This window comes from Ruegeria pomeroyi DSS-3 (assembly GCF_000011965.2).
GTDB lineage: Bacteria > Pseudomonadota > Alphaproteobacteria > Rhodobacterales > Rhodobacteraceae > Ruegeria_B > Ruegeria_B pomeroyi.
This window is the reverse complement of record NC_003911.12, coordinates 794,903-817,414: the sequence shown is the minus strand read 5'-3', so window position 1 is coordinate 817,414 and position 22,512 is coordinate 794,903. Positions and strand designations below refer to the sequence as shown.

General features: G+C 65.6%; 21 protein-coding genes. 3 read left to right on the top strand and 18 right to left on the bottom strand.

Annotated features, from left to right (window positions below; translation table 11 throughout):
* The 4 genes from phnE (SPO_RS03950) to phnC all read right to left on the bottom strand — a co-directional run bounded on the left by phnE (SPO_RS03950) (position 1) and on the right by phnC (position 4,100).
* Complete coding sequence (gene phnE / locus SPO_RS03950) at positions 1-1,371, bottom strand: phosphonate ABC transporter, permease protein PhnE (RefSeq protein WP_011046532.1); 1,371 nt, start codon at positions 1,369-1,371, stop codon at positions 1-3.
* Positions 1,368-2,249 (bottom strand): phosphonate ABC transporter, permease protein PhnE, encoded by an 882-nt coding sequence (gene phnE, locus SPO_RS03945; RefSeq protein ID WP_011046531.1) that lies wholly within the window; start codon positions 2,247-2,249, stop codon positions 1,368-1,370. Before phnE (SPO_RS03945) ends, phnE (SPO_RS03950) begins: the two co-directional genes overlap by 4 nt.
* A 65-nt stretch (positions 2,250-2,314) precedes the next feature.
* Positions 2,315-3,217 (bottom strand): phosphonate ABC transporter substrate-binding protein, encoded by a 903-nt coding sequence (phnD, locus tag SPO_RS03940; RefSeq protein ID WP_044027908.1) that lies wholly within the window; start codon positions 3,215-3,217, stop codon positions 2,315-2,317.
* A gap of 61 nt (positions 3,218-3,278) precedes the next feature.
* Positions 3,279-4,100: a phosphonate ABC transporter ATP-binding protein gene (phnC, locus tag SPO_RS03935; RefSeq protein WP_011046529.1), complete on the bottom strand. Its 822-nt coding sequence runs from the start codon at positions 4,098-4,100 to the stop codon at positions 3,279-3,281.
* Positions 4,101-4,274: 174 nt separating this feature from the next.
* Here phnC and rpe point away from each other — a divergent pair, with 174 nt between their 5' ends.
* On the top strand, positions 4,275-4,964 hold the full coding sequence (rpe, locus tag SPO_RS03930; RefSeq protein WP_011046528.1) for a ribulose-phosphate 3-epimerase: 690 nt from the start codon (positions 4,275-4,277) through the stop codon (positions 4,962-4,964).
* A 255-nt stretch (positions 4,965-5,219) separates the two neighbouring features.
* Here the strand turns inward: rpe and SPO_RS03925 are convergent, their stop codons facing one another.
* The 10 genes from SPO_RS03925 to SPO_RS03880 form a co-directional block, all read right to left on the bottom strand.
* On the bottom strand, positions 5,220-6,710 hold the full coding sequence (locus tag SPO_RS03925; RefSeq protein ID WP_011046527.1) for a class I adenylate-forming enzyme family protein: 1,491 nt from the start codon (positions 6,708-6,710) through the stop codon (positions 5,220-5,222).
* Between the two features lie 22 nt (positions 6,711-6,732).
* Positions 6,733-7,500 carry an oxepin-CoA hydrolase, alternative type gene (locus tag SPO_RS03920; protein WP_011046526.1) on the bottom strand — a complete coding sequence of 256 codons (768 nt, stop codon included), beginning with the start codon at positions 7,498-7,500 and terminating at the stop codon, positions 6,733-6,735.
* Positions 7,500-7,889 (bottom strand): PaaI family thioesterase, encoded by a 390-nt coding sequence (locus tag SPO_RS03915; protein ID WP_230981770.1) that lies wholly within the window; start codon positions 7,887-7,889, stop codon positions 7,500-7,502. Before SPO_RS03915 ends, SPO_RS03920 begins: the two co-directional genes overlap by 1 nt.
* Before the next feature lie 16 nt (positions 7,890-7,905).
* The gene (locus SPO_RS03910) at positions 7,906-9,033 is read right to left on the bottom strand and encodes an acyl-CoA dehydrogenase family protein (protein ID WP_011046524.1); all 1,128 of its coding nucleotides are present in this window, start codon (positions 9,031-9,033) and stop codon (positions 7,906-7,908) included.
* A gap of 5 nt (positions 9,034-9,038) precedes the next feature.
* On the bottom strand, positions 9,039-10,229 hold the full coding sequence (locus SPO_RS03905) for an acyl-CoA dehydrogenase family protein (RefSeq protein WP_011046523.1): 1,191 nt from the start codon (positions 10,227-10,229) through the stop codon (positions 9,039-9,041).
* Positions 10,230-10,335: 106 nt separating this feature from the next.
* Entirely contained in the window at positions 10,336-11,511 is a 1,176-nt protein-coding gene (locus SPO_RS03900; RefSeq protein ID WP_011046522.1) for an acetyl-CoA C-acyltransferase, read from the bottom strand.
* Positions 11,511-13,607, bottom strand: coding sequence for a 3-hydroxyacyl-CoA dehydrogenase NAD-binding domain-containing protein (locus SPO_RS03895; protein ID WP_011046521.1), 2,097 nt, complete (start codon positions 13,605-13,607; stop codon positions 11,511-11,513). Before SPO_RS03895 ends, SPO_RS03900 begins: the two co-directional genes overlap by 1 nt.
* A gap of 141 nt (positions 13,608-13,748) precedes the next feature.
* Positions 13,749-15,368 carry a tripartite tricarboxylate transporter permease gene (locus tag SPO_RS03890; RefSeq protein WP_011046520.1) on the bottom strand — a complete coding sequence of 540 codons (1,620 nt, stop codon included), beginning with the start codon at positions 15,366-15,368 and terminating at the stop codon, positions 13,749-13,751.
* Positions 15,368-15,898 (bottom strand): tripartite tricarboxylate transporter TctB family protein, encoded by a 531-nt coding sequence (locus SPO_RS03885; RefSeq protein WP_044027907.1) that lies wholly within the window; start codon positions 15,896-15,898, stop codon positions 15,368-15,370. Before SPO_RS03885 ends, SPO_RS03890 begins: the two co-directional genes overlap by 1 nt.
* A 57-nt stretch (positions 15,899-15,955) precedes the next feature.
* Entirely contained in the window at positions 15,956-16,900 is a 945-nt protein-coding gene (locus SPO_RS03880) for a tripartite tricarboxylate transporter substrate binding protein (RefSeq protein WP_044027906.1), read from the bottom strand.
* A gap of 169 nt (positions 16,901-17,069) precedes the next feature.
* Between SPO_RS03880 and SPO_RS03875 the strand changes: the two genes are divergently transcribed.
* Positions 17,070-17,843: an IclR family transcriptional regulator gene (locus SPO_RS03875; RefSeq protein ID WP_011046517.1), complete on the top strand. Its 774-nt coding sequence runs from the start codon at positions 17,070-17,072 to the stop codon at positions 17,841-17,843.
* Between the two features lie 2 nt (positions 17,844-17,845).
* Here the strand turns inward: SPO_RS03875 and SPO_RS03870 are convergent, their stop codons facing one another.
* The 4 genes from SPO_RS03870 to SPO_RS03855 all read right to left on the bottom strand — a co-directional run bounded on the left by SPO_RS03870 (position 17,846) and on the right by SPO_RS03855 (position 21,636).
* The gene (locus SPO_RS03870) at positions 17,846-18,538 is read right to left on the bottom strand and encodes an FkbM family methyltransferase (protein ID WP_011046516.1); all 693 of its coding nucleotides are present in this window, start codon (positions 18,536-18,538) and stop codon (positions 17,846-17,848) included.
* 184 nt (positions 18,539-18,722) lie between these two features.
* A complete protein-coding gene (locus tag SPO_RS03865) occupies positions 18,723-19,037 on the bottom strand; it encodes a 2Fe-2S iron-sulfur cluster-binding protein (protein WP_011046515.1) in 315 nt (104 codons plus the stop codon).
* 10 nt (positions 19,038-19,047) lie between these two features.
* The gene (locus tag SPO_RS03860) at positions 19,048-20,337 is read right to left on the bottom strand and encodes a glutamine synthetase family protein (RefSeq protein ID WP_011046514.1); all 1,290 of its coding nucleotides are present in this window, start codon (positions 20,335-20,337) and stop codon (positions 19,048-19,050) included.
* Positions 20,338-20,376: 39 nt separating this feature from the next.
* Complete coding sequence (locus SPO_RS03855) at positions 20,377-21,636, bottom strand: cytochrome P450 (RefSeq protein WP_011046513.1); 1,260 nt, start codon at positions 21,634-21,636, stop codon at positions 20,377-20,379.
* Between the two features lie 98 nt (positions 21,637-21,734).
* Here SPO_RS03855 and SPO_RS03850 point away from each other — a divergent pair, with 98 nt between their 5' ends.
* On the top strand, positions 21,735-22,448 hold the full coding sequence (locus SPO_RS03850) for a type 1 glutamine amidotransferase (protein WP_011046512.1): 714 nt from the start codon (positions 21,735-21,737) through the stop codon (positions 22,446-22,448).
* The last annotated feature ends 64 nt before the right edge of the window (positions 22,449-22,512 follow it).

Sequence of the window (22,512 nt, the reverse complement as noted above, 5' to 3'; positions counted from 1 at the left end):
TCAAGGTAACAGAAACGGATCGGGCTGGGGGGCGGTGCGCGTTTTGCGCGGCTTGTCCGACCCGCCGCGGATCAGGCGGGCGCGCAGCCAACCCGAAAGCCAGTCCATCAGCATCACCATCAGCACGATCAGCAGGATGTAATAGGCGACCTCTTCCCAATCCTTCTGGGTGATGATCGCCTGGGTCAGAAGCAGGCCGATGCCGCCGCCGGTGATGGCGCCGATGATGGTGGCGCTGCGGGTATTGGATTCGAGGAAATAGAGCACCTGGCTGAGCAGCACCGGGGTGATCTGCGGGATCACGCCAAAGCGGTAGCGTTGCGCGGCATTGGCACCGGTGGATTGCACACCCTCGATCTGCTTGTCATCGACGTTTTCCAGCGCTTCGGAGAAGATCTTGCCGAAGGTGCCACTATCGGTGACCAGGATCGCCAGCGCGCCGGTCAGCGGGCCGGGGCCGAAGGCGCGGGCCAGCACCACGGTCCAGATCAGCGCATCGACCCCGCGCACAAAGTCAAAGACGCGGCGCACCGCAAAGCGGAACGGCGCCAGCGGATTGAAGTTGCGCGCGGCGAGAAAGGCCAGCGGCAGGGCGATGATGGCCGCGCCGAAGGTGCCGAGAAAGGCCATCAGGATGGTCTCGCCAATGGCCCAGGCCACATCGCCATGCCGCCACATGTTGTTGTTCCAGAAATCGTGCCAGATCGCCCCGGCCTCGCCCTGTGTCGCGCGGCGGGCCAGTTCGGCGGGGGACAGGCCGTGATAAGGGCTGTCGAGGGTGAACCAGAACAGCTCCCACCCGGTGAAATAGCGGAACACTTCCGAGCGGTTGCGGGTCACCGTCAGGCGCCCGGCCTCGGTGGTGACGGTGATGCGGTTCTTCGACATGTTGATCCAGTCGGGCAACGCGCCCGGCGGCAGTTCGGTCACCACGCCCTGACCCCGAGTCGGGGTGGCGCGCAGGGTGCCGTAACCGGGAATGTCGTATTCCACGGTTTCGGGGCCGAAGCGGACGACATGGCCGTCCTTAAGGTCGATCACCGTGGTCTCGCCCAAGGCGACCCAGCCGGGTCCGGTGCCTTCGGGATAGCTCCCCTTGCGCTCGCCCTCGACCGCGACCGACACGTCGCCCGTGCGGTTGTCGCGGGTGACATGGGTCTTGTAGCTGTAGCTGTCGGCAACCAGCGTGCGGCCGTTGTCCCAATTGGCCCGCGCGGCCAGCCCCGGCATGTCGAAAGCAAAGAAGATATAGGCCAGATAGGCCAGCACCAGCGCCGGCAGGCCAAGGGCCAGCAGCCGCTTGCGGGCGAACAGGCCATCGGCCCGCTCTTTCAGATGGTTCAATTCCAGATCGGTGGTGGCGGTGCTCATGCCGTGGCTCCTGCCCGGGCGCCATGGGTCAGCCGGGCGCGCAGGCGGTCCGAGATCTGATCCACCGCGACGATGGTGACAAAGAGAAGAAGGAAGATCGCCGCCGCCTCGTCGTAACGCCCCTGCCCCCAGGACATCGCGTTGCGCAGCTCATAGCCGATGCCGCCCGCGCCCACAAAACCCAGGATGGCCGAGGCGCGGATGTTGATCTCGAAGCGCAACAGCGCGTAGCTGACGAAGTTGGGGCCCACTTGCGGGATCACGCCCAGATACATCCGCTGCGCCCAGTTGGCGCCGGTCGATTCCAGCCCCTCGACCGGTTTCAGCGAGACATTCTCGGCAACCTCGGAGAAGAGCTTGCCCAGCGCCCCGGCGGTGTGGATGGCGATGGCGATCATCGCGGGCACCGGGCCGCCGCCCAGCACAAAGATCAGCACCAGCGCGATGACGATCTCGGGCACCGCGCGGCAGATATCGGCGATGCGGCGGAAAAGTGGGATGAGGCGCGGCCAATAGGCCAGACCGCGCGTCGAGAGGAGCGCCAGAGCGGTGCCGCCAAGCGTGCCGATCAGGGTGGCGGCGGCGGCGATGTTCAGCGTCTCGACCAGCGCGGGCAGGAAATGCACCAGATGGCCGGGCAGCTGCGCCGATTTCTCCAGCGCCTCAGACAGCACCTCGGCCGGATAGTCGAAGATGCGCCGCCAGCCATCGACGAACCCGCCCGCGTTGCGGTCGTCGGCGGTGTGAAACCCCGCCGCCATTAAAGAGACGAAGAGGATCAGGAGGATACCGCCATAGACCCGTTTGCGCTGCGTGAGCGCGGTATAGTCCTCGCGGATGCGGGCAAGCTCGCCTTGCCCGGCGGTCAGGTCTGTCATGGAATGCTCCCGATGCAGGAACGGGGCCCGCTGTGCGCGGACCCCGCCTTGAGGATGAACCCGGATCAGTTCGACTTCAGCTTGCGCGCCTCGATGATCACCTCATAGGCGTCATGGGTGATCGGCATGAAGCCCTTGGCATCGCCCTGCAGCACGCCATAGGCGCAGTCCTCGTCCATCGACTTGAGCGAGGCCAGCAGGCCGGTCATCTTGACCTTTACATCGGCGGGCAGCGCCTTGCGGACGACAAACGGGCCTTCGGGGATGGGTTTCGACTGCCAGATCTGCACCAGATCGTTCATGTCGACCAGACCGGCATCGACCGCCTTGCGCAGCGCGCCCGAGTTGAACCCGTCTTCCCATGCGCCCAGACCGTCGGCCCAGGTCACGCCGCCGTCAACTTCGCCATTGCCGACCGCAACGATGGTCTGCTCGTGGCCACCGGTGAACTTGACCTCGCCGAAATAATCGCCCGAGGTCATGGTGGCGCCGGTTTCCTGCGGGATCTCGATCGAGGGGATCAGGAAGCCGCTGGTCGAGTTCGGATCGCCAAAACCGAACACCTTACCCTTCATGTCGGCCAGCGAGGTGATACCGCTGTCCTTGCGGGCGAAGCCGATCGAGTAATAGCCATAGCCGCCATCGTTGTTGACCTTGACCAGGATCGGCTCGACCGCTTCGGGGTCGCTCAGATAGGTCTTGGCATAGCCCGAGGCGCCCAGCCAGGCCATGTCGATGGTGCCGCCCAAGAGGCCCTGAATGACGCCGTTATAGTCGGCGGGGGCGAACAGCTTGGTTTCGACACCCAGCAGATCCTCGGCCTTTTCGCGCAGGCATTCGTTGGAGTTCAGACGGTCCTGGGCGTTTTCGCCGCCGAGGATGCCGATGCGGAATTCGGTGATCTCCTGCGCCAGCGCCGGGGTGGCAAGGGCGGTGGTGGCCGCCAGAACGGCAACAAACTTCTTCATCTTTGGTCTCTCCGGTTGGTTGGTCCGGCCCATCCCAAGGCCGGGATCGGGGTGGATAGGGTCAGGCCGTGGCCCCGGCGCGCTGACGCGCCGGCAGCGCCGCATCAAGCGTGTCGATCTCGGTCGAGGTCGCGGCCTCGGAAAAGCTGGCATCGGCGCCATAGATCTCGCGCGCGACACCGGTGGTGAGCTGTTCGGGCAACCCGTCGAACACGATGCGCCCGTCGCGCATGCCGACCACGCGGTCGCAATAGCGGCGCGCGGTGTCGAGCGTATGCAGGTTGGCGATGACGGTGCGGCCGTCCTCTTCGTGGATGCGGCGCAGGGCCTGCATCACCACCTGCGCGTTCATCGGGTCGAGCGAGGCGATGGGTTCATCGGCCAGGATGATCGCCGGGTCCTGCATCAGGGCGCGGGCGATGGCGACGCGCTGTTGCTGGCCGCCCGACAGCGCCTCGGCCCGCTTTGCCGCATGGGCCGCGATGCCGAGCCGGTCGAGAATGTCGATGGCGCGGTGGATATCCTCGGTCGGGTAGAGGTTGAACATGGTCGCCAGCGTCGAGCGGCGGTTGAGCGTGCCGTGCAGCACGTTCGAGACCACATCCATGCGCGGCACCAGGTTGAACTGCTGAAAGATCATCGCGCATTGCGCTTGCCAGGCCCGTTTCTCGGCCCCGCGCAGGCGGGTCACGTCGCGATCCTCAAACAGGATGCGGCCATCAGTGGCGTCGCTCAGCCGGTTGATCATCCGCAACAGCGTCGATTTCCCCGCGCCCGAGCGACCGATGATGCCGATCATGCAGGGCTTGTCCACGTCCAGCGTCGCGGCATTCACCGCAATATTGTCGCCGAAACGCTTGGTCAGTTTGTCAATCCGCAGCACGTGTTTCCCCCGGTCTTGCTGAGGGGGGGTGCTATGCCCGCCAGACGAAACCCATGTGTCAGCGGGGTGAAAGTTTTGTAACGCACCCCGCCTGGCAACGGGCGTCGGACCCTACCCATCGGGGGCCAGAGCCTGTATAGGGCGGGCGACTCTGCAATCCACCGTGAGGCCGCCATGAGCTTTGACCGCAAGATCAAGATCGCCCCGTCGATCCTGTCCGCCGATTTCGCCAATTTCGGCGCCGAGATCCGCGCCATCGAGGCCGAGGGCGCCGATTGGGTGCATGTGGACGTGATGGACGGCCATTTCGTGCCGAACCTGACCTTTGGCCCGATGGCGGTGAAGGCGTTCCGCCCGTATGTAAAGACGGTGATGGACGTGCATCTGATGATCGCGCCGGTCGATCCCTATATCGACGCCTATGCCGACGCGGGCGCCGATGTTCTGACCGCGCATATCGAGGCCGGGCCGCATATCCACCGCACCCTTCAGGCGATCCGGGGCGCAGGGATGAAGGCGGGTGTGGCGCTGAACCCAGGCACGCCTGCCGAGTCGGTGGCGCATCTGCTGGACCTGACGGATCTGATCTGCGTGATGACGGTGAACCCCGGCTTTGGCGGGCAGAAATTCATCGACATGACCGCCAAGATCGCCCGCCTGCGTCAGATGATCGGCGACCGACCGGTGCATATCGAGATCGACGGCGGCGTCGATCCGAAGACCGCGCCACTGGTGGCACAGGCCGGGGCCGATGTGCTGGTCGCGGGTTCGGCGGTGTTCCGCGGCGGCTCGGTCGACAATCCGGGCGTTTATGGCCAGAACATCGCCGAGATCCGCGCCGCCGCCGAAGGCGTCTGGGCCTGACCACTCGGCAAGCGGCGCGCTCCCGCCCGTCGTTGGCGTTTTCTGACGAAAACGCCGCCTCCCGTTGGGCCGGGCGCCGCGCGCTGCGCGGCGCAGGGGGCGCTGCCCCCGGCACGGTAAACCGTACCTCCCCCGGAGTATTTGCGGCGAAATGAAGGAGGCCTGCGCCGGCCTGCGCTTCTTTCTGGTTCAAAATACTCCCGCCGGAGGCATGGGCGGCCCGCAAGGGACGCCCATTTGGCTGTGTCGCCATGCTCAATCGAGTTGATCGGCGAAATGGTCGAGCAGCTTGTGTTTGAGGATCTTGCCGGTGGGCGCGGCGGGCAGCGCCGTGGCAAGCACGATCTGGCTGGGGCGCTTGTAACCGGCAAGGCGCGCGGCGGCGAAAGCTCGCAGCTCGTCAGGGTCGGGCGCATCTGCGGGCGCGACCTGAACAAAGGCGACCACCTTTTCGTCACCCTCTATCATGCGCCCGACCACCGCCGACTGGATCACCTGCGGGTGATCGTTCAGCGCGGCCTCGACCTCGGGCGGGTAGACGTTGAAACCTCCGTGAATGATCAGCTCCTTGCAGCGCCCGGCGATATGCAGGTTGCCCTCGGCATCATGGCGGCCCAGATCGCCGGTGCGGAACCAGCCGTCGTGCAGCGCGGCCTCGGTCGCCTGCGGGTTGCGGTAATAGCCCTTCATCACATGGGGGCCGCGGGTGAGCACCTCGCCCACGCCATCGCCGCCGCCGATGACCGCCTCGTCCAGCCGTACCTCGACCTGCGGCAGGGGGCGGCCGACCGAGATATCCGGCAGACCGATCGGATTGCGCGTGGCCGAGACACCGGCGGTGGTCTCGGTCAGGCCATACCCGTTTTGCAGGGCAACGCCATAAAACGCCTCGGCCTTGCGCTTCCATGCGGGGTCGAGCGGGGCCGCGCCCGAGGAGGTATAGCGCAGCGTGCCACCCGGCAGGTGGTCATACCCCTGTTCACGCGCATGTTGCATCAACAGCGCATGCATCTGCGGCACGGCGGAAAACAGCGTCACCCCCGAGGTCAGCGCCGCGTAGCTGCGCGCAGCGGTGAACCGCGCATCGAGCCGTACCGGAGCACCGATACAGGTGGCCGCCGTCACCACCGAGGCGAGGCCAAACACATGGGTCACCGGCAGCACGCCATAAATCACGTCATCCGTTGTCATGCCGCGCAGCTCTGCCGAGCTGCGCCCGCCAAACAGCAGATTGCCATGGGTCAGCATCACCCCCTTGGGCGTGCCGGTGGTGCCGGTGGTGAACAGCATCACCGCCACATCGCTCAGCACCGGATCGGGCTTGCTGGGGTGGGGTGTCGCCAGATGCATCCGGCCAAAGGCGCCCTCGACCAGCTGCGCGTCCAGACGCGGGGCATGGGCGGCGGCATCCGCCGAAATGTCCGAGGCGCAAAGGATCGCGGCGGGTTCGGTATGGGCGATGATCTTGTTCACCTCGGGCCCGGTCTGGCGCGCGTTGATCGGTACCGCGCAGGCACCCAGCCGCGAAGCGGCAAAGAGCGCGGCCACCACCGCACAGCAATTCTCGGCCAGGATCATCACCCGGTCGTTGGCGTGCACGCCCTTTGCCGAGAGCACGTCCACCAGCGCCGAAATGGCGCGGTCCAGATCGCCATAGCTCCAGTCCGCGCCGCCACTGTCGGAAAACGCGGGCGCATCGGGGCGGCTGGCGATCTGTGCGCCGGGGTAGTCGTGCCATTTCTCCATCGCCTGTTCCCCTGTTGCCCGGTCAGAACCGGGGTTTGCGCTTGTCCAAAAAGGCCGCGATGCCTTCGGCGGCCTCGTCCCCGCCCGCCGCGCGGGCCATGGCGTCGCGTTCGGCATCCAGTTGCTGCGCCTCGCTCGCCTCATAAGCCTCGGCCACCAGCCGCCGGATCACGCCTTGCGCGCCGCGCGGCCCCTGCGCCAGCGCATCGGCCAGCGCATGGGCCTGCGTCTCTGCCTCGCCCGGCGTGGCGAGCACATTGACAACCCCCAGATCGGCCATGCGTGCCGCAGTGACCGGGCGGGCCAGCAGGCACATCTCCATCGCCAGTTGCCGGGGCAGCATCCGCGCCAAGGCCGAGGTCAGCCCGGCATCGGGCACCAGCCCCGCCTTGACATAAGCGGCGGTGAATTTCGCATCCTCGGCCGCCACCAGCAGGTCGCAGGCCAGCGCCAGCGAGGCCCCTGCCCCGGCTGCGCCCCCTTCCACCGCCGCAATCACCGGTACCGGACAGGCGCGGATGGCACGGATCAGGTCGTGCAACAGATCGACCTTTTCGCGCCGTTCTGCCTCGCTCAGCTGGCGCCGTTCGATCAGCACGTTCAGATCGCCGCCCGCGCAGAAGAACCCGCCTTCGGACGACAGGATCACCGCGCGAATGCGCGGGTCCGCCGCCTGTTCCATTGCCTCGGCAATCGCGGCATAGAGATCGGGCGACAGCGCGCCGCGCCGGGCGCCGTTCATGTTGACCACAACCAGCCGGTCGCCCCGGTCATCCACGCGGGCCAGCATCAGCGCACCAGCCGGTGACGCTTGAAAACCCCGGTGGCGGTGGCGATCAAGGTTCCGTCCTCATGCAGCAACTCTCCGTTCACATAGGCCAGCTTGCGCCCACCGCCGGTGACACGCCCGATCCCCGTCACCCGGCCCCGGTCCACCGCCGCCAGATAGTTGGTGTTGAGCGACACTGTCACGACGGGCGGATGTTCCTGCCGGTCGAAATAGGCCGAGGCAGCGTTGCCGCAGGCCACATCCATCACCATCGCGATGATGCCGCCATGCAGCACATCCTGCGAGTTCAGATGCTGCGCCCCGATATCGAGGTGACAGCGCGCGTGCCCGTCCGCATGGCTCAGGTCGATGCGGAACCCGACCATCTGCTGACAGCCCGAGGCGCGCACGCGCGGGCCAGCCGGATCAGGCTGCGCTGAGGGCAATGAACCGCTCCAGATGGTAATCGGCATCTCCGAACCGGTGATCGGCCATCACGATGCGCTTGGCGATATGGGCCAGCTCGTATTCCTGGGTCATGGCGATGCCGCCGTGCATCTGGATCGCCTCTTCGGCCACCAATCGGCCCACTCGCGCGATCAGGTTGCGCGCGGCGGCAATCTGGCGGTCGCGGTCGGCGCTGTCCAGGTGGCCGCTCGCGTTGATCAGGGCCGAGCGCGCCTGTTCCAGCTCGATCAGCATATCGGCGAACCGGTGTTGCAGCGCCTGGAACGTGCCGATGGGGCGGCCAAACTGCTTGCGCGTCATCAGATAGCCGCGCGTCAGTTCCACTGCGCTTTGCATGGCGCCGACGCATTCGGCGCAGAGCGCCACATTGGCGGCGGCAATCGCGTCCATCAGCGGCGCCAGCCCCTCCCCCGCCGCGCCCAGCCGCGCCGACTGCGGCAGGTGGACAGTGTCCAGCGTCACCTCGGCGGCGCGGCCCCCGGCCAACATCGGATAGCCATGTTGCGTCACGCCCGGCGTTCCTACAGGCACCAGGAACAGCGAAATACCGTCCAGGTCAAAGATCCCGCCGCTTTCGCGGGCCGAGACGATCAGGTGGCCAGCAGCTTCGGCATTCACCACCACCGCCTTGCGACCATTCAGAACGATCCCGTCGCCGTCAACGCGGGCGCTGGTCTCCACTCGTGTCAGGTCATAGCGGCTGGCGGGTTCGCCATGCGCCAGCGCCAGATGCGCCGCCCCGCCGATGATCTCCTCCAGCAGCCCGCGCTGGGCCTCGTCGCCCAGCGCCGCGATCAGCCGCCCGCCCAGAATGGCACTATCCAGCATCGGCTCGACCACGCCCGCGCGGCCCAGTTCCTCGAACACGGTGGCGATGTCGAAGCCTGCGCCGCCAAACCCGCCGTCCTCCTCCGAGAATAGCGCTCCGATCACGCCAAGCTCTGCCAGCCCGGCCCAGATATCCGCGCTCATGCCGCTGTCACTGTCCAGGATCGTGTTGCGGACGGATGTCGTGTAACGATCCGCCAGATAGCGGCGCAGGGTATCCTGCAACATCTGGCGTTCTTCGGTCAGGTTGAAATCCATGTCCCTCAGCCCCCCATCTTGACCTTGGCGATGATCCCGCGCTGGATCTCGTTCGATCCGCCAAAGATCGACAGTTTGCGATTGTTGAAATACTGCGCCGACACCGGCCCGGCATAATCGGGGCCGATGGGTGCATTGTCGCCCTCGATCGCCTCCGAGGCGAAGGGCATCGCATAGGGCCCCACCGCGCGGCGGGTCAGGTCGTTGATCTCTTGCCGGATGATGGTGCCCTTGACCTTGAGCATCGAGCTTTCGACGCCCGGCGCCTGACCGCTGGCAGCCTGGCTGATGATGCGCATGTTGGTGGTGGCCATAGCCATCAGGTCGATCTCGATCTGCGCCAGACGCGCCGCGAAATGCGGGTTTTCGATCAGCGGACGACCATTGGCCGTCTCGATCCGGGCGATGCGCTTGACCGCGTCCAGCCCCGCCTGGCTGAAGCCCACGCCCGCGATATTGGTACGCTCATGGGTCAGCAGGTACTTGGCATAGGTCCAGCCCTTGTTCTCCTCGCCCACCAGGTTCTCGACCGGCACCCGCACGTCGTCAAAGAACACCTCGTTCACCTCGGGCGTGCCATCCAGCAGCACGATGGGGCGCACGGTGATGCCCGGCGTGGTCATGTCGATCAGCAGGAAACTGATGCCTTCCTGCTGCTTGGCCTCGGGGTCGGTACGCACCAAGCAGAATATCCAGTTGGCGTATTGGCCGAGCGTCGTCCATGTCTTCTGCCCGTTGACGACATAGTGGTCACCGTCCCGCACTGCGCGGGTTTTCAGCGAGGCCAGATCGGACCCGGCGCCCGGCTCGGAATAGCCCTGACACCACCAGTCCTCGCCCGACAGGATACGCGGCAGGTAATGGTCCTGCTGTTCCTTGGTGCCGAATTTCTGCAACACCGGTGCCAGCATCGACAGGCCAAAGGGGACAATGCGGGGCGCATAGGCGGCGGCGCATTCCTCTTCAAAGATATGCCGCTCTACCGCGTTCCACTCGGCCCCGCCAAATTCGCGCGGCCAGTTATAGGCCAGCCATCCGCGTGCGTTCAGCGTGGCATGCCATTTCTCGTGGCCTTCCTTGCCCAGGCTGATGCCGCGCCGCACCTTGTCCGAGACCTCCGCCGGCAGGTTCTCGGCCAGAAAGGCGCGCACCTCGGCGCGAAACGCCAGTTCCTCGTCGCTGTAGTTCAGGTCCATATCCGCTTTCCTCCCTTGCCGCCCGTTTCGGGCGGCTCAGCCCGGCGCCCCGCGCCGGGCCGCGTCCGGGCGGGCCTCGATGGCCCGCGCGGACGCACACGCCCGCTCAGAAGATCTCGAACAGCCCGGCCGCGCCCATGCCGCCGCCAATGCACATGCTGACCACGCCCAGCTTGGCGCCGCGCCGCTTGCCTTCCAGCATCAGATGCCCGGTCATCCGGGCCCCGGTCATGCCGAACGGGTGGCCGATGGCGATCGAGCCGCCGTTCACGTTGTATTTCTCCGGGTCGATGCCCAGCCTATCGCGGCTGTAAAGACACTGGCTGGCGAACGCCTCGTTCAGCTCCCACAGGTCGATATCGTCGACCTTGAGCCCATGCCGCTCCAGCAGGCGCGGCACCGCGAACACGGGCCCGATGCCCATCTCGTCCGGCTCACAGCCAGCGACGCAGAATCCCTTGAACGCACCCAGCGGCTCCAGCCCGCGACGCTCGGCCTCTGCCGCCTCCATCAGCACCAGCGCCGCGGCACCGTCGCTCAGTTGCGAGGCATTGCCGGCGGTCACGAAATTGCCCGCGCCCCGCACCGGCTCCAGCCCCGCCAGACCCTCCAGCGTGGTCGAGGGCCGGTTGCATTCGTCGCGGTCCACGGTGACCTCGTGCATCGAGACCTCGCCGCTTTCCTTGTCCTTCACTGCCATCTTGGTTTGCATCGGCACAATCTCGTCGGCGAACTTGCCCTCGGCCTGCGCCGCCGCGATGCGCTGCTGACTGCGCAGCGAGTATTCGTCCTGATACGCGCGGCTGAGGCCATAGCGCTGTGCCACGATATCCGCCGTCTCGATCATCGCCATGTAGATGGCGGGCTTGTGCTCCTGAATCCAGGCCTCGGGCGCCGGGCGCGCCTTGGGTTGCACCATCGAGATGCTTTCGACCCCGCCCGCCACCATCGGGCCGGAGCCGCCCTCGGTGATCGCCTGCGCCGCCAGGGCAACGGTTTGCAGGCCAGACGAGCAGAACCGGTTCACTGTCATGCCCGAGGCCGTCACCGGCAGGCCCGCGCGAATGGCGATCTGGCGGCCGATGTTGCTGCCTGTCTCGCCCTCGGGGAACCCGCAGCCGATGATGCAATCCTCGATCTCCGAACCATCGAGACCCGCCCGCGCGACAGCGGCCTGCACCGCATGGCCACCCATGGTGGCCCCATGGGTCACGTTGAACGACCCGCGAAAGGATTTCGCCAGCCCGGTCCGGGCGGTGGAGACAATAACGGCTTGTTTCATTAGACGGCTTCCTTGTTCAGATCGTCGAAAGTGCGGCCCTCGGCCACCAGTTGTTCCAGCAGCGGCGCGGGTTGCCAGAAATAGGCATCCTCCGCCGCCCAGCGTTTGATATCGGCCAGCAACTCAGGCAGCCCCTGCATGTCGGCCCATTTCAGCGGCCCGCCGCGATAGCGCGGAAAGCCGTAACCGTAGAGCAGGGTCACATCCACGTCGAGCGGACGGCGCGCGATGCCCTCGCCCACCACCTTGGCGGCCTCGTTGACCATCGCCGCCATGTACCGGCGCACGATCTCGTCCTTGCTGAACGCACGCGGGGTAATCCCCTGCTGGGCGCGCTCCGCTTCGATCAACGGCAGCACCTCGGGATTCGGCACCCGCGCCTTGGCGCCTGCGGCATAGTCGTAATAGCCCTTGCCGGTCTTCTGTCCGAAATGGCCCGCCTCGCACAGCTTGTCGGCATAGGCGCTGTCGCGGGCGCGCGGGTCCAGTCCTTCGGCCCGCTTGCGCTTGCGCACGGCCCAGCCGATATCCAGCCCCGCCAGGTCGGCCACCGCAAAGGGCCCCATGGCAAATCCGAACTCTTCCAGCGCTTCGTCGATCTGATAGGGCGAGGCCCCGTCCAGGATCATGTGATCGGCGCAGGTACGATAGACCGACAGGATGCGGTTGCCGATGAATCCGTCACAGACCCCGGCCCGGACCGAGACCTTGCCCAGCCGCTTGCCCAGCGCAAAGCCGGTGGCCGCCACATCGGGCGCGGTCTGGTCGGCGATGACCACCTCCAAAAGCTTCATCACATGCGCGGGCGAGAAGAAATGCAGGCCCAGCACATCCTGCGGACGGCTGGTCACTGCCGCGATCTGGTTGATGTCGAGATACGAGGTGTTCGAGGCCAGCACCGCGCCCGGTTTGCACACGGCGTCGAGCTTGGTGAACACCTGTTTCTTGACCTCCATATCCTCAAACACCGCCTCGATCACCAGATCGGCATCGGCCAGCGCGTCGTAATCTATGGCCAGCGTCAACGCCTTGGTGGTCAGGTTGTCGAATTGCTGCGCCGTCAGCTTGCCGCGCTTCAGCGCGCCCGACAGGTTGCCCTCGATCCGGCCCTTGGCGGCCTCGGCGGCCTCTGGCGTCATCTCCAGCATGGTGACGCTCAGCCCCGACAAGAGCGCGGCGGTGGCGATGCCCGCGCCCATGGTGCCGCCGCCAATGACCCCGATTGCCGCCAGCGGGCGCGGCGCCACACCTTCCAGTTCCGGCAGCTTGCCCACCGCGCGGTCGGCGAAAAACGCATGGATCAGCCCCTCGCGCTGGTCCGAGTTCATCAGCTCCATGAACAACTCGCGTTCGCGCTTCAGCCCGGCGGCAAAGCTCTCGGCCTCGCACGCCGCCTGTACCGCACGCACCGCGGTGGCGGGCGACAGCTGGCCGCGGCCCTTTCTCAGCACCGCCGCATAAATCGCGTCGAAATCGACCGGCGCGGGCGCAGGCATCTCGCCCACCGGGCGGCGCGGGGCGCCCTCGTCCAGCAGTTCGCGCAGGTAGCTCAGGCCGATTTCGCGCGGCTCGCCCTCGGCGACGCGGTCGATCACACCCAGACGCAGCGCCTCGTCGGCGCGCACATGGCGGCCCGTGGTGATCATGTCAAGCGCCGCCTCTACCCCCGCCACACGCGGCAGGCGCTGGGTGCCACCGGCACCCGGCAGAATCCCCAGATGCACCTCGGGCAGGCCAACCTTGGCCTGCGGCACCGCGATCCGGTAATGGGTGGCCAGTGCCACTTCCAGCCCGCCACCCAGCGCGGTGCCGTGCAGCGCCGACACCACCAACAGCGGCGAGGCCTCGATCCGATTGCACAGTTCGGGCAGGTGCGGTTCCTTCGGGGGCTTGCCGAATTCACGAATATCGGCCCCGGCGAAAAAGGTCCGCCCGGTGCCGTAGATCAGCACCCCGCGCGCGCCCTCGGCCTCGGCCCGGTCAAGCCCGACAGCCAGCCCCTGACGCACCGCATGACCCAGCGCATTGACCGGCGGATTGTCGGCCGCCAGAATGACGATATCTCCAACGCGTTCGTATCCGATGGCCTCGGGCATGGGGCCTCTCCTCCCTGTTTCAATCTGCGGAATGGTATTCCGCGCGCTAGCAGCGTGATCCGCCGCGCACCTGAGATCAAGGGGGAATGGCCGAAGCGACGTAGGGTCCGGTCGGAGTCTGCCCGGGCACCGGACGGCACCCTAGAACAGGTCCTTGAGGGCGCGCAGCCGCTTGGCATGGCGGGCGCGCACCAGCTTGAACCGGTCCTTGACAAAGCGCCCGCGCCGCCGCCCCAGCATCTGGCCGAACCGGTGCCCCGATTTCAGCGCGCCCCGTTCGGCGGCCTTGATCTCGGCCCGCTCGCGCAGCACACGGCGGAAATGGCCGATCAGCACCAGCACGATGGCGAGGAAAAGCAGGAACGCGACCGGGCGGTCGATGAAATCGAGCGGTTCCTTGACGCGGGCCATGCCGGCGCGCAGCTTGACCTCCATGATGCCGCCCAGAACCATGCCCAGGATGATTGGCACCGAAGGCATCGAGAGGCGTTTCAAGACATAGCCCAGCACCCCGAACAGCGCCGCCATCACGCAATCGGTGGCCGAGTTGCGCAGCGAATAGACCCCGACAAAGCTGAGCGTCAGGATACAGACCCCCAGAAAGCGGTTCGGGATCCGAACCACCTGGATCAGCGAGCGGGTGGCGAACAGCAGGAACACCAGAACCAGCACGTTGAGGATCAGCAGCGACAGATAAAGCGCCACCACGAAATCCATCTGGTTCTGGAACAGGCCCGGGCCGGGCACCACGTTATGCACGTAGAACACGCTCAGCATCATTGCGGTCAGCGCCTCGCCGGGGATGCCCAGGGCCAGCAGCGGCACCATGGCGGCGGCGGGCACCGCGTTGTTGGCGGTCTCGGCGGCGATCAGCCCCTCGGAAGAGCCGTTGCCGAAATCCTGCGGCCGCTTGGACGAGCGCTGCGCATAGGTATAGGACATGAACTGCGCGGTGAACTCGCCGACGCCGGGGATCATCCCCATCACGACGCCGAAACTGGCCGAAACGGTCGCCACGCGCGGGTGGCGCGCCAACTCGCGCAGGCCCTGGAACATGCCGCCGCGCAGGCGGGTCATGCGGATTTTCTCATCCTCCGAGGTGAGCAGGACAAAGGCCTGGCTGAGCGCAAAAAGACCCAGCACCACCACGATCAGGTTGATGCCGCCCGACAGGAACGGCTGGTCGAACGTATAGCGCGAGGTGTATTTCACCGGCTCTAGCCCGATCGTCTGGATGAAGATGCCAAAGGCCGCCAGCGCGCCCGCGATCAGTGTCTGCCCGCGATGGGCCACCACCATCAGGATGATCCCCAGAAGGGCGGCAAGAAAGATCTCGCGACTGCCGAAATAGGGCGCCACCCGCGCCAGCACGGGTGCAAACAGGATCAGGCAGATCACCGAGAAGATGCCGCCGAAGAAACTGGCGGAATAGGCCAGGCTCAGCGCCCGGCGCGGCTCTCCGCGCGCCGTCATCGGATAGCCGTCATAGGTGGTCAGCGCGTTCACCGCGGTGCCGGGCGTGTTGATCAGGATGGCGGGAATGGCGCCGCCATACATCGAGCTGCCATAGATGCCCAACAGCACCGTCAGCCCGACGATCGGGTCCATCGAGAAGGTGGCCGGCAGCAGGATGGCGATGGCCACGGCGGGTCCGACACCGGGAATGGCACCGATCAGCACGCCTCCGACCGAGCCGGTCAGCAGCGCCAGCGCCACGTCCCAGCGCATCAGGATGTCGAGAGCGGAAAGAAGCAGGTCCATCAGAGATACAGGATAAAGAAGCTGCGCAACGCGCCGGGAAGGTATTCGTAGATCGCGCCGCCGGGGATCTTGACGCCCAACAGCCCCTTGAACAGCACCACCACCGCAACCGCGAACAGGACCGACAGGCCCAGCATCCGCCGGTCTCGATAGCCCATCCGCCAGGCCAGCAGCGGCACAAAGACCAGCGTCACCGGAAGATAGCCGATCATCGGGACCAGCAGCACATAGGCCAGGAACCAGAGCGCGAACTCCAGAACCTGCGTCCATTTGCGCAGCTCCCACCAGTCATAGCGGGTCACCTTGCGCCAGGGCAAAAGGTACAGGTGCATCGTACCCAGCACCGCCATGCCCCCCAGGCCGACCGCGGGCCAGAACCGAGGCTGGGCAAAGAGCTTGGATTTCTCGACCCATTTCGTCTGGCTGCCGATCTGGCTGAGCAGCAGGATCGAGACCACGACAAAGAACAGGGCAAAGATCAGCTGGGCGCGCCGGGGACCGACAAAGCGGCGCTCGCGTTCGGTGGGCATGTGGCAGGGTTCCGGCAGAGAAAGAGGCCGGGGCACGCGGCCCCGGCCCGGTCAGGGTTATTCCAGCAGGCCGCCGATACGGGCCATGGTGGCGATGTCATTCTCGATGCGCGCGGCGCTGTCGCCCGCGTCCTGCCAATAGACCAGCGCGCCGGTCTCCTTGGCCACCGCCTGGGCGCGTTCGCTCATCATCGATTCCTTGGCCACCGCGATGATCTTGTCGCGCACGTCCTGCGGCGTGTCCTTGGTCACGAACAGCCCGTTCCACAGCGCGATGTTCAGATCGGCGTCCAGCTCGCCGATGGCAGGCGCATCCGGCACCAGCGGGATGCGCTGGTCGGTGATCGAGGTCAGCACCTTGACGCTGTCGAGACAGGGCAGGATCAGTTGCAGCGTGGTGTTGATCACATCCGCGTCGCCCGAGGCCAGCGTGTTGCAGTCGAGCGCGTCAAAGGCCGCGTCCGAGCCCCATTCGAAACCGGCATTCTTGGCGAAAGCCTTGGTCACCTGCGTCGGCGTCAGCACATCGCCGAAATGGCCCAGCGCCACTTCGTTGGATTTCGCATATTCGGCCAGTTCCGCCATGCTGCTGTAAGGCGCGTCGCCCGAGGTGGCGATGACAAAGGGATAGGTCAGGAAAATCCCCAGCGGATCGAATTTCGCGGGCGTCAGCGGCGCGATGTCGATCTGGTGGCCCATCACCGGCACCCCGATCACGAAAGACCCGATGGTATAGCCGTCGGCGGGCGCGTTTGCGACCTCGATGGCGCCCGGGAAGGGGCCACCGCCACCGCCGGGCTTGTTCACAACGGCCGCCGCGACACCGTATTTCTCCTGGAAATCGTCGGCGATCATGCGGGTCAGCACATCCTCCAGATCGCCCGGCGGCCAGGGCACGATGAAGTTCACCGGCTTTTCGGGATATTCCGCCACTGCCATTCCGGCAGTCAGCGCAATCGCTGCGGTCGCAAAGGCGCCCGCGATCTTGGTCTTGATCGTCATGTTGTCCTCCCTGTTCGGTACTCTTCCGCAGGATTGGTTCATTATTTGAACCTGCGGTTTAAATACAGATTGACAGGCGAGACTACCATCTGTCAACTATTTCTGCCAAAAGGCGCCCTGAAATCGCGAAACACCCCTGTTTCGCACAGATCGGTGACGGAAGGGCAGGATGGGAACGGTTTCCAAGGCATTGTCCCTGCTGGCATTGTTCAACCACGGGCGGCTCGAAATGGGCCTGAGCGAGCTGACGCGCCTGTCGGGCATGAACAAGGCGACGGTCTATCGGATGATGACCGAGCTTCAGGCGGCGGGATTCGTCGAACAGATGAACGGCGACCGGGCCTATCGGCTGGGTCCCGAAGTGCTGCGGCTGGCGGCGTTGCGCGAGGCGGCGGTGCCGCTGCTATCGGTGTCGCGCGACGTGCTGCGGCGCCTGTGCGACGAGACCGGCGAGACCTCGCATATGTCGATCCAGCGCAACGGGCAGCTGACCACGCTGACCCATGCCTATAGCAGCCACCACGGCACCCGGGTGGCGATGGAGGATGCCGAGATCCTGTCGCTGCACGCCACCGGGTCGGGCCTGGCCTTTCTCGCCTTCTCGTCCGAGGAGGTGGTGGAACACGCCCTGTCTGCGCCACTGATCAAGCATACACCGCAGACCGAGACCGACCCCGCGCGCCTGCGCCAGGCGCTGGCCGAGGCACAGCAAAGCGGCGTCGCGGAATCGGTAGGCGGGTTCGAGGCGGATGTGCATTCCCACGCGGCGCCGATCTTTGGCGCCGATCAGCGCCCGATCGGGGCGCTGGCGGTGGCGGCACCGGTCTCGCGGATGACGGCAGAGCTGAAATCCCGGGTGCGCGCCGCCCTCAAGGAGGCCGCGCTCGACCTGACTCAGCGCACCGGCGGGTTCTGCCCGCCGGGCTATCCCGGCGCAGCCTAGAGTCAGCTGTCAGGGCGCAGGCAGGTCCAGACCGTGCGGGTAGATTTCTCGTTCACCTTCTCGAACCCGGCCGCGTTCAGGATTCCCTTGCATTCGCGCATGCCGGCGATCTCATAGGCCTCGGGGTGGAACTCCAGCACGACGGCGCGGAACTGGCTCAGATCCGCGTGACGCAGCAGCTCCAGTTCGCCCCCCTCGATATCCATGATCAGAACGGTGGCGCCGGTTTCGGCGCAAACCTCAGCGAAATCGGCGGTGGGCACGTCAACCACTGTCGAGGGCCGCTCGGTCGGGTTGAGGAGAGACGAGCCGAGATAGCTGCTGCGGATATGAAACGGCATGCTCTCGGGCCGGTCCGGCGCGCTGATCAGGATCTGGTTGCGCAGGCTGATCTTCTTGCCCAGCCGGTTGAGCGCATAAAGCGCCTCGATCTCGGGCACCAGTTCGGGATTGGCCTCGAACGAGGTCACCGATTTCGGCTTGGCGTTCTTGGCCACCACCGCGCCGACAATGCCAAGCCCGGCGCCGATTTCCAGCACCACGTCCTTGGGGCCGGTGACATGCAGCGCACCGGCGATCTCCTGCCCCTCGTATCGGGCGGCGTTGATGCGTTCGATCCGGGTTTCGTTGAGGAACCGGGAGGCCGGAACCTTGACGCCCAGACACTCTGCGGCGACGGATTTTGTTTCGGGCACTGCCTTGCCTCATCTTTGCTCGTATTGGGCGCATCCTGTTCATTGAAGGGCGAAAAGGCAAGTCTTATGCGGCGGTCGCCCCGGGCCACGAGGCGCCTGCCGCCGGGCCTGGGTGCCTGCGGCGGGCGTATTTTCGGCAAAGTGAAAGGGATGGGCCTGCACGCTGGACAGGTGTTCGCAGATGTCAGGCCTCGGGTACGTGCAGCACCAGCCCGTCAAGATCGGGATGCGCCTCGATCTGGCAGCTGAGGCGGCTCCTTGGTTGCCGCTCGGCTGCGGTGATGTCGAGCATGGCATCCTCGAACTCGCCCGGTGCGCCCGTGCGCTCGGACCAGGCCGCATCCACCACCACGTGACAGGTTGCACAGCTCAGGCAGCCGCCGCATTCGCCGATCACGCCGGGCACGTTGTTGGCCAGCGCCGCTTCCATCAGCGACAGGCCGGGGGCGACCTCGGCCGCGATTTCGCGGCCGTCGGCCAGTTTCCAGGTCACGCGCATGGCAAGCTCCTCAGATGAAATAGACATAGAAATCGCGCAGCGCATCACCTTCGAGGTCGCGGGTCTTGCGCACTTCCTTCTGTTTCATGAACACATGGTTGGCGACCAGCTCGGCGCCCACCGCCTCGGTGAGTACGCTGTCGCGTTCCAGATCGCGGACCGCTCCGGCCAGGTCGATGGCAGTGCCCTCCTTGGCATCGGTCTGATCGAAGCCGTCGCCGGTCTCCATCGGCGGCAGGGTGTGGCCGTTCTCGACCCCCAACCTTGCCGCCTGCAACACGGCGGCCACGGCGGTATATGGGTTCGCGGAGGCATCGGCCATCCGGTGTTCCAGCCGCGCCTTGGCGCCGCCCTCGGAGCTGATGCGGGTGGTGACGTTGCGATGATCGCCGCCCCAGTTCTGCCAATAGCCCGAGAGCGAGCCGGGTTGCAGCCGCATGTAGGAATTGGCGGTCGGCGCGATCAGCCCCGCCAGCCCCTTGTGATGGTGCAACAGGCCCGCCAGACAGCCGCGCGCCAGATCGTTCATATGCTCGGGCCCACCGCGCGGGCCCGAGGACAGCGCATTTGCCCCCGTCTCGTCCTGGAAGGAGAAGTTGATATGCATGCCCGATCCGCCCGCCTCGGCGATCGGTTTCGGCATGAAGGTCAGCACGATGCCATATTCCAGCGCGATCTCGCGCGCCATCAGGCGGAACAGCACGATATCGTCCACCGCCTTGAGCGCATCGTCAAAGGTCAGCGTATATTCGAACTGCGGGCTGTCGAACTCGGCGGTGATCATGTCGAGCGAGAATCCCATCTCCTCGGCCATCGCCCAGATCCGGTCATTGAACCGCAGCGGATCGGCAAAGGGACCGGTGCCATAGACCACGCCGCCGGGCGCGTCATAGGGCACCAGCCGCCCGTTATCGTCGGCCTGAAGCGCGAAACATTCCAGCTCGATCCCCACCTTGGGGCTGAGACCGTGCGCCTGCCAGGCGGCCACCGCCCGTTTCAGCGCCCCGCGCGGGCAGAGCGGCAGCGGCTGGTCGTGATCATCGTAAAGGTCGCCCAGCACCACCTTGGTACCGCTGTGCCAGCTGTCGCGGATATCGTCATGCACCCATTTCAGCTCCATATCCGGCAGGCCCTGCTTCATCATCGCGCCGGGTGCGTCCAGCAGGTCGCGGTCGTAGTGCACGCCAAAGGTCGAGCGGCAGAACCGGGTGGAACTGTCGGCGATCTTGGAATTGGGCAGGTATTTGCCCCGCATCACGCTGAGATGGTCGCAGAACATCGCGCGCAATCTGTCTTTCATGTCGGGGCTCCTCCCTGTTGAGCCTGTTCTGGTGCCGGGTCAGGCGCGGCGGACGGTGACCGGCAGTTCCTTGATCCCGCCCACGAAATTCGAGCGCAGGAACCTGTGCGGTCCGGCTGGTTCGATAGAGCTTAACCGCTTGGCCAGCTCCTGGAACAGCACTTTGACCTCGAGCCGGGCCAGCCACATGCCCAGGCAGACATGCGGGCCACCCTGGCCGAAACTCAGATGCCGGTTCGGGTTGCGAAACAGATCGACCCGGAACGGGTCGTCGAACACCGTCTCGTCGCGATTGGCCGAGGACCACCAGTACAGCACCTTGTCGCCTGCCCGGATCGTCTTGCCATGCATCTCGTGATCCTGAAGCGCGGTGCGTCGGAAATAGAGCGCGGGCGTCGCCCAGCGGATGATCTCGTCCGGGGCAGTCTCCCAGATGTCGCCACCCGCCCGCATCTGTTCCAGCAACTCGGGCTGGTGGCACATGGCCTGGATACCGGCGGCGATGGAATAGCGGGTGGTGTCATTGCCCGCCGCCACCACCAGGCAGAAGAAGTTGCGGAACTCGGTATCGCTGATCACCGAACCATCCTTGGAGGGTTGCAGGATCATGTGCAGCACGCCCGAGGTATCGCCGGCCTTGTCCTTCTGCTCCATCAGGTCCTTGGCATAGAGGTACAGCTCGGCCCCGGCGGGCGAGTTGAAGGGCATCATCCGGTATTCGTCGGTGTCGAGCTTGTCGAGCACATGGGTGGTGAAATCGGGATCGGTATTGGCGATCAGCGCGTCGCCCTTTTCCACCAGCCAGGGCAGATCGGCATCGGGCAGGCCGACGATGCGGCCCAGCATCCGCATCGGCAACTGGCGCGCGATCTCCTTGGTGGCGTCGAACGTGCCCTTGTCCAGCACCTCGTCCAGAATATCGACGCAAATCGCCCGGATGTCGTCCTCGTATTGCGCCATGGTGGTGCGCGAGAAGGCCTTCATCAGCAGCATCCGGGTCTGGCTGTGCTCGGGCGGGTCGGTCTCCTGAAAGGTGCGGCGGGCCAGGTATTCCTCATAGCTCTGATCCTCCATCCGGATGCCGCGGGCCGAGGAGAAAACAGCCGTGTTCCTGTTCATCTCGGCAATGTCGGCATGGCGGGTGACCGACCAGAAATCCTGCCCATCGGCATATTCGGTCCAGTGCAGCGGATCCTCGCGGCGCAACCGGGCAAAGGTGTTGTGCGGCGCGCCCCCGGCAAAGGCGTCATGGCTGGTCAGATCGGCATAGCCGTCATCGGTGGGGGTCCAGACCGTCATGTTTTTCACCTTCCCTCATGTCACGAACATATGTATATTATAAGAGGCTCTAAATATGTAAACGAAAATATACAGACGAAAATCTCTCGGGGAAAATCATGCACCTGGCGATCCTGATGACAAACACCGACGAAAGCGATTTCGCCCAACGCCACCCCAAGGACGACCAGAAATTCGCCGAGCTGATCGGGCTGGCGCGGCCCGGCTGGACCACCTCAGCCTTTGTGGTCAAGGACGGGCACTTCCCCACAACGCTGGACGGGATCGACGGCGCGATGATCACCGGCAGTCCCGCCTCGACCTTGGATGACGCGCCCTGGATCGCGCAACTGCTCCAGCTGATCCGGGATATGCACGCCCGCCGCCTGCCAGTCTTTGGCGCCTGTTTTGGCCATCAGGCCATCGCGCTGGCATTGGGTGGCACCATCGGGCGCAATCCGGGCGGCTGGGTGCACGGGCTGACCCGCAACCGGATGCTGGATCGCCCCGACTGGACGCGCGACCTGCCGGACGAGGTCAGGCTGTATGGCTGCCACATGGAACAGGTGACCGCCCTGCCCAAGGGCGCGCGCGCGATCGCCGAGGGGCCGGATTGCCCGGTCACCGGCTTCGTGCTTGGCCAGCATATCTATACCACCCAGCACCACCCCGAGATGACCCATGATTTTGTCGAGGCCCTGACCGAGGAAATGGCCGAGGAACTGGGGGAAGCAGCTTGCGCCAGCGCCCTGGCCTCGCTTTCCGAGCGATCGGACATGGCCGCCTTTGCCGAAAGCGTCGCGCGCTTCTTCGAACAGGCGCACCAGCGCTAGGAACGGCACCCGCCTGCCGCTTCTTTCTGGTCATAAATACTCAAATCCCGACAGCGCGCTCTGC

Bases quoted from the DNA above. Each gene is read 5' to 3' on its own strand.
- SPO_RS03875 (WP_011046517.1), top strand. From the start codon at position 17,070: ATGGGAACGGTTTCCAAGGCATTGTCCCTGCTGGCATTGTTCAACCAC.
- phnE (WP_011046532.1), bottom strand. From the start codon at position 1,371: ATGAGCACCGCCACCACCGATCTGGAATTGAACCATCTGAAAGAGCGG.
- SPO_RS03855 (WP_011046513.1), bottom strand. From the start codon at position 21,636: ATGACGGTCTGGACCCCCACCGATGACGGCTATGCCGATCTGACCAGC.
- SPO_RS03890 (WP_011046520.1), bottom strand. From the start codon at position 15,368: ATGGACCTGCTTCTTTCCGCTCTCGACATCCTGATGCGCTGGGACGTG.
- SPO_RS03895 (WP_011046521.1), bottom strand. From the start codon at position 13,607: ATGCCCGAGGCCATCGGATACGAACGCGTTGGAGATATCGTCATTCTG.
- SPO_RS03850 (WP_011046512.1), top strand. From the start codon at position 21,735: ATGCACCTGGCGATCCTGATGACAAACACCGACGAAAGCGATTTCGCC.
- SPO_RS03925 (WP_011046527.1), bottom strand. From the start codon at position 6,710: ATGGAGAAATGGCACGACTACCCCGGCGCACAGATCGCCAGCCGCCCC.
- SPO_RS03865 (WP_011046515.1), bottom strand. From the start codon at position 19,037: ATGCGCGTGACCTGGAAACTGGCCGACGGCCGCGAAATCGCGGCCGAG.
- phnD (WP_044027908.1), bottom strand. From the start codon at position 3,217: ATGAAGAAGTTTGTTGCCGTTCTGGCGGCCACCACCGCCCTTGCCACC.
- SPO_RS03920 (WP_011046526.1), bottom strand. From the start codon at position 7,500: ATGCTGGCCCGCGTGGATGACCGGGGCGACCGGCTGGTTGTGGTCAAC.
- rpe (WP_011046528.1), top strand. From the start codon at position 4,275: ATGAGCTTTGACCGCAAGATCAAGATCGCCCCGTCGATCCTGTCCGCC.
- SPO_RS03910 (WP_011046524.1), bottom strand. From the start codon at position 9,033: ATGGATTTCAACCTGACCGAAGAACGCCAGATGTTGCAGGATACCCTG.
- SPO_RS03860 (WP_011046514.1), bottom strand. From the start codon at position 20,337: ATGAAAGACAGATTGCGCGCGATGTTCTGCGACCATCTCAGCGTGATG.
- SPO_RS03880 (WP_044027906.1), bottom strand. From the start codon at position 16,900: ATGACGATCAAGACCAAGATCGCGGGCGCCTTTGCGACCGCAGCGATT.
- SPO_RS03900 (WP_011046522.1), bottom strand. From the start codon at position 11,511: ATGAAACAAGCCGTTATTGTCTCCACCGCCCGGACCGGGCTGGCGAAA.
- phnE (WP_011046531.1), bottom strand. From the start codon at position 2,249: ATGACAGACCTGACCGCCGGGCAAGGCGAGCTTGCCCGCATCCGCGAG.
- SPO_RS03885 (WP_044027907.1), bottom strand. From the start codon at position 15,898: ATGCCCACCGAACGCGAGCGCCGCTTTGTCGGTCCCCGGCGCGCCCAG.
- SPO_RS03905 (WP_011046523.1), bottom strand. From the start codon at position 10,229: ATGGACCTGAACTACAGCGACGAGGAACTGGCGTTTCGCGCCGAGGTG.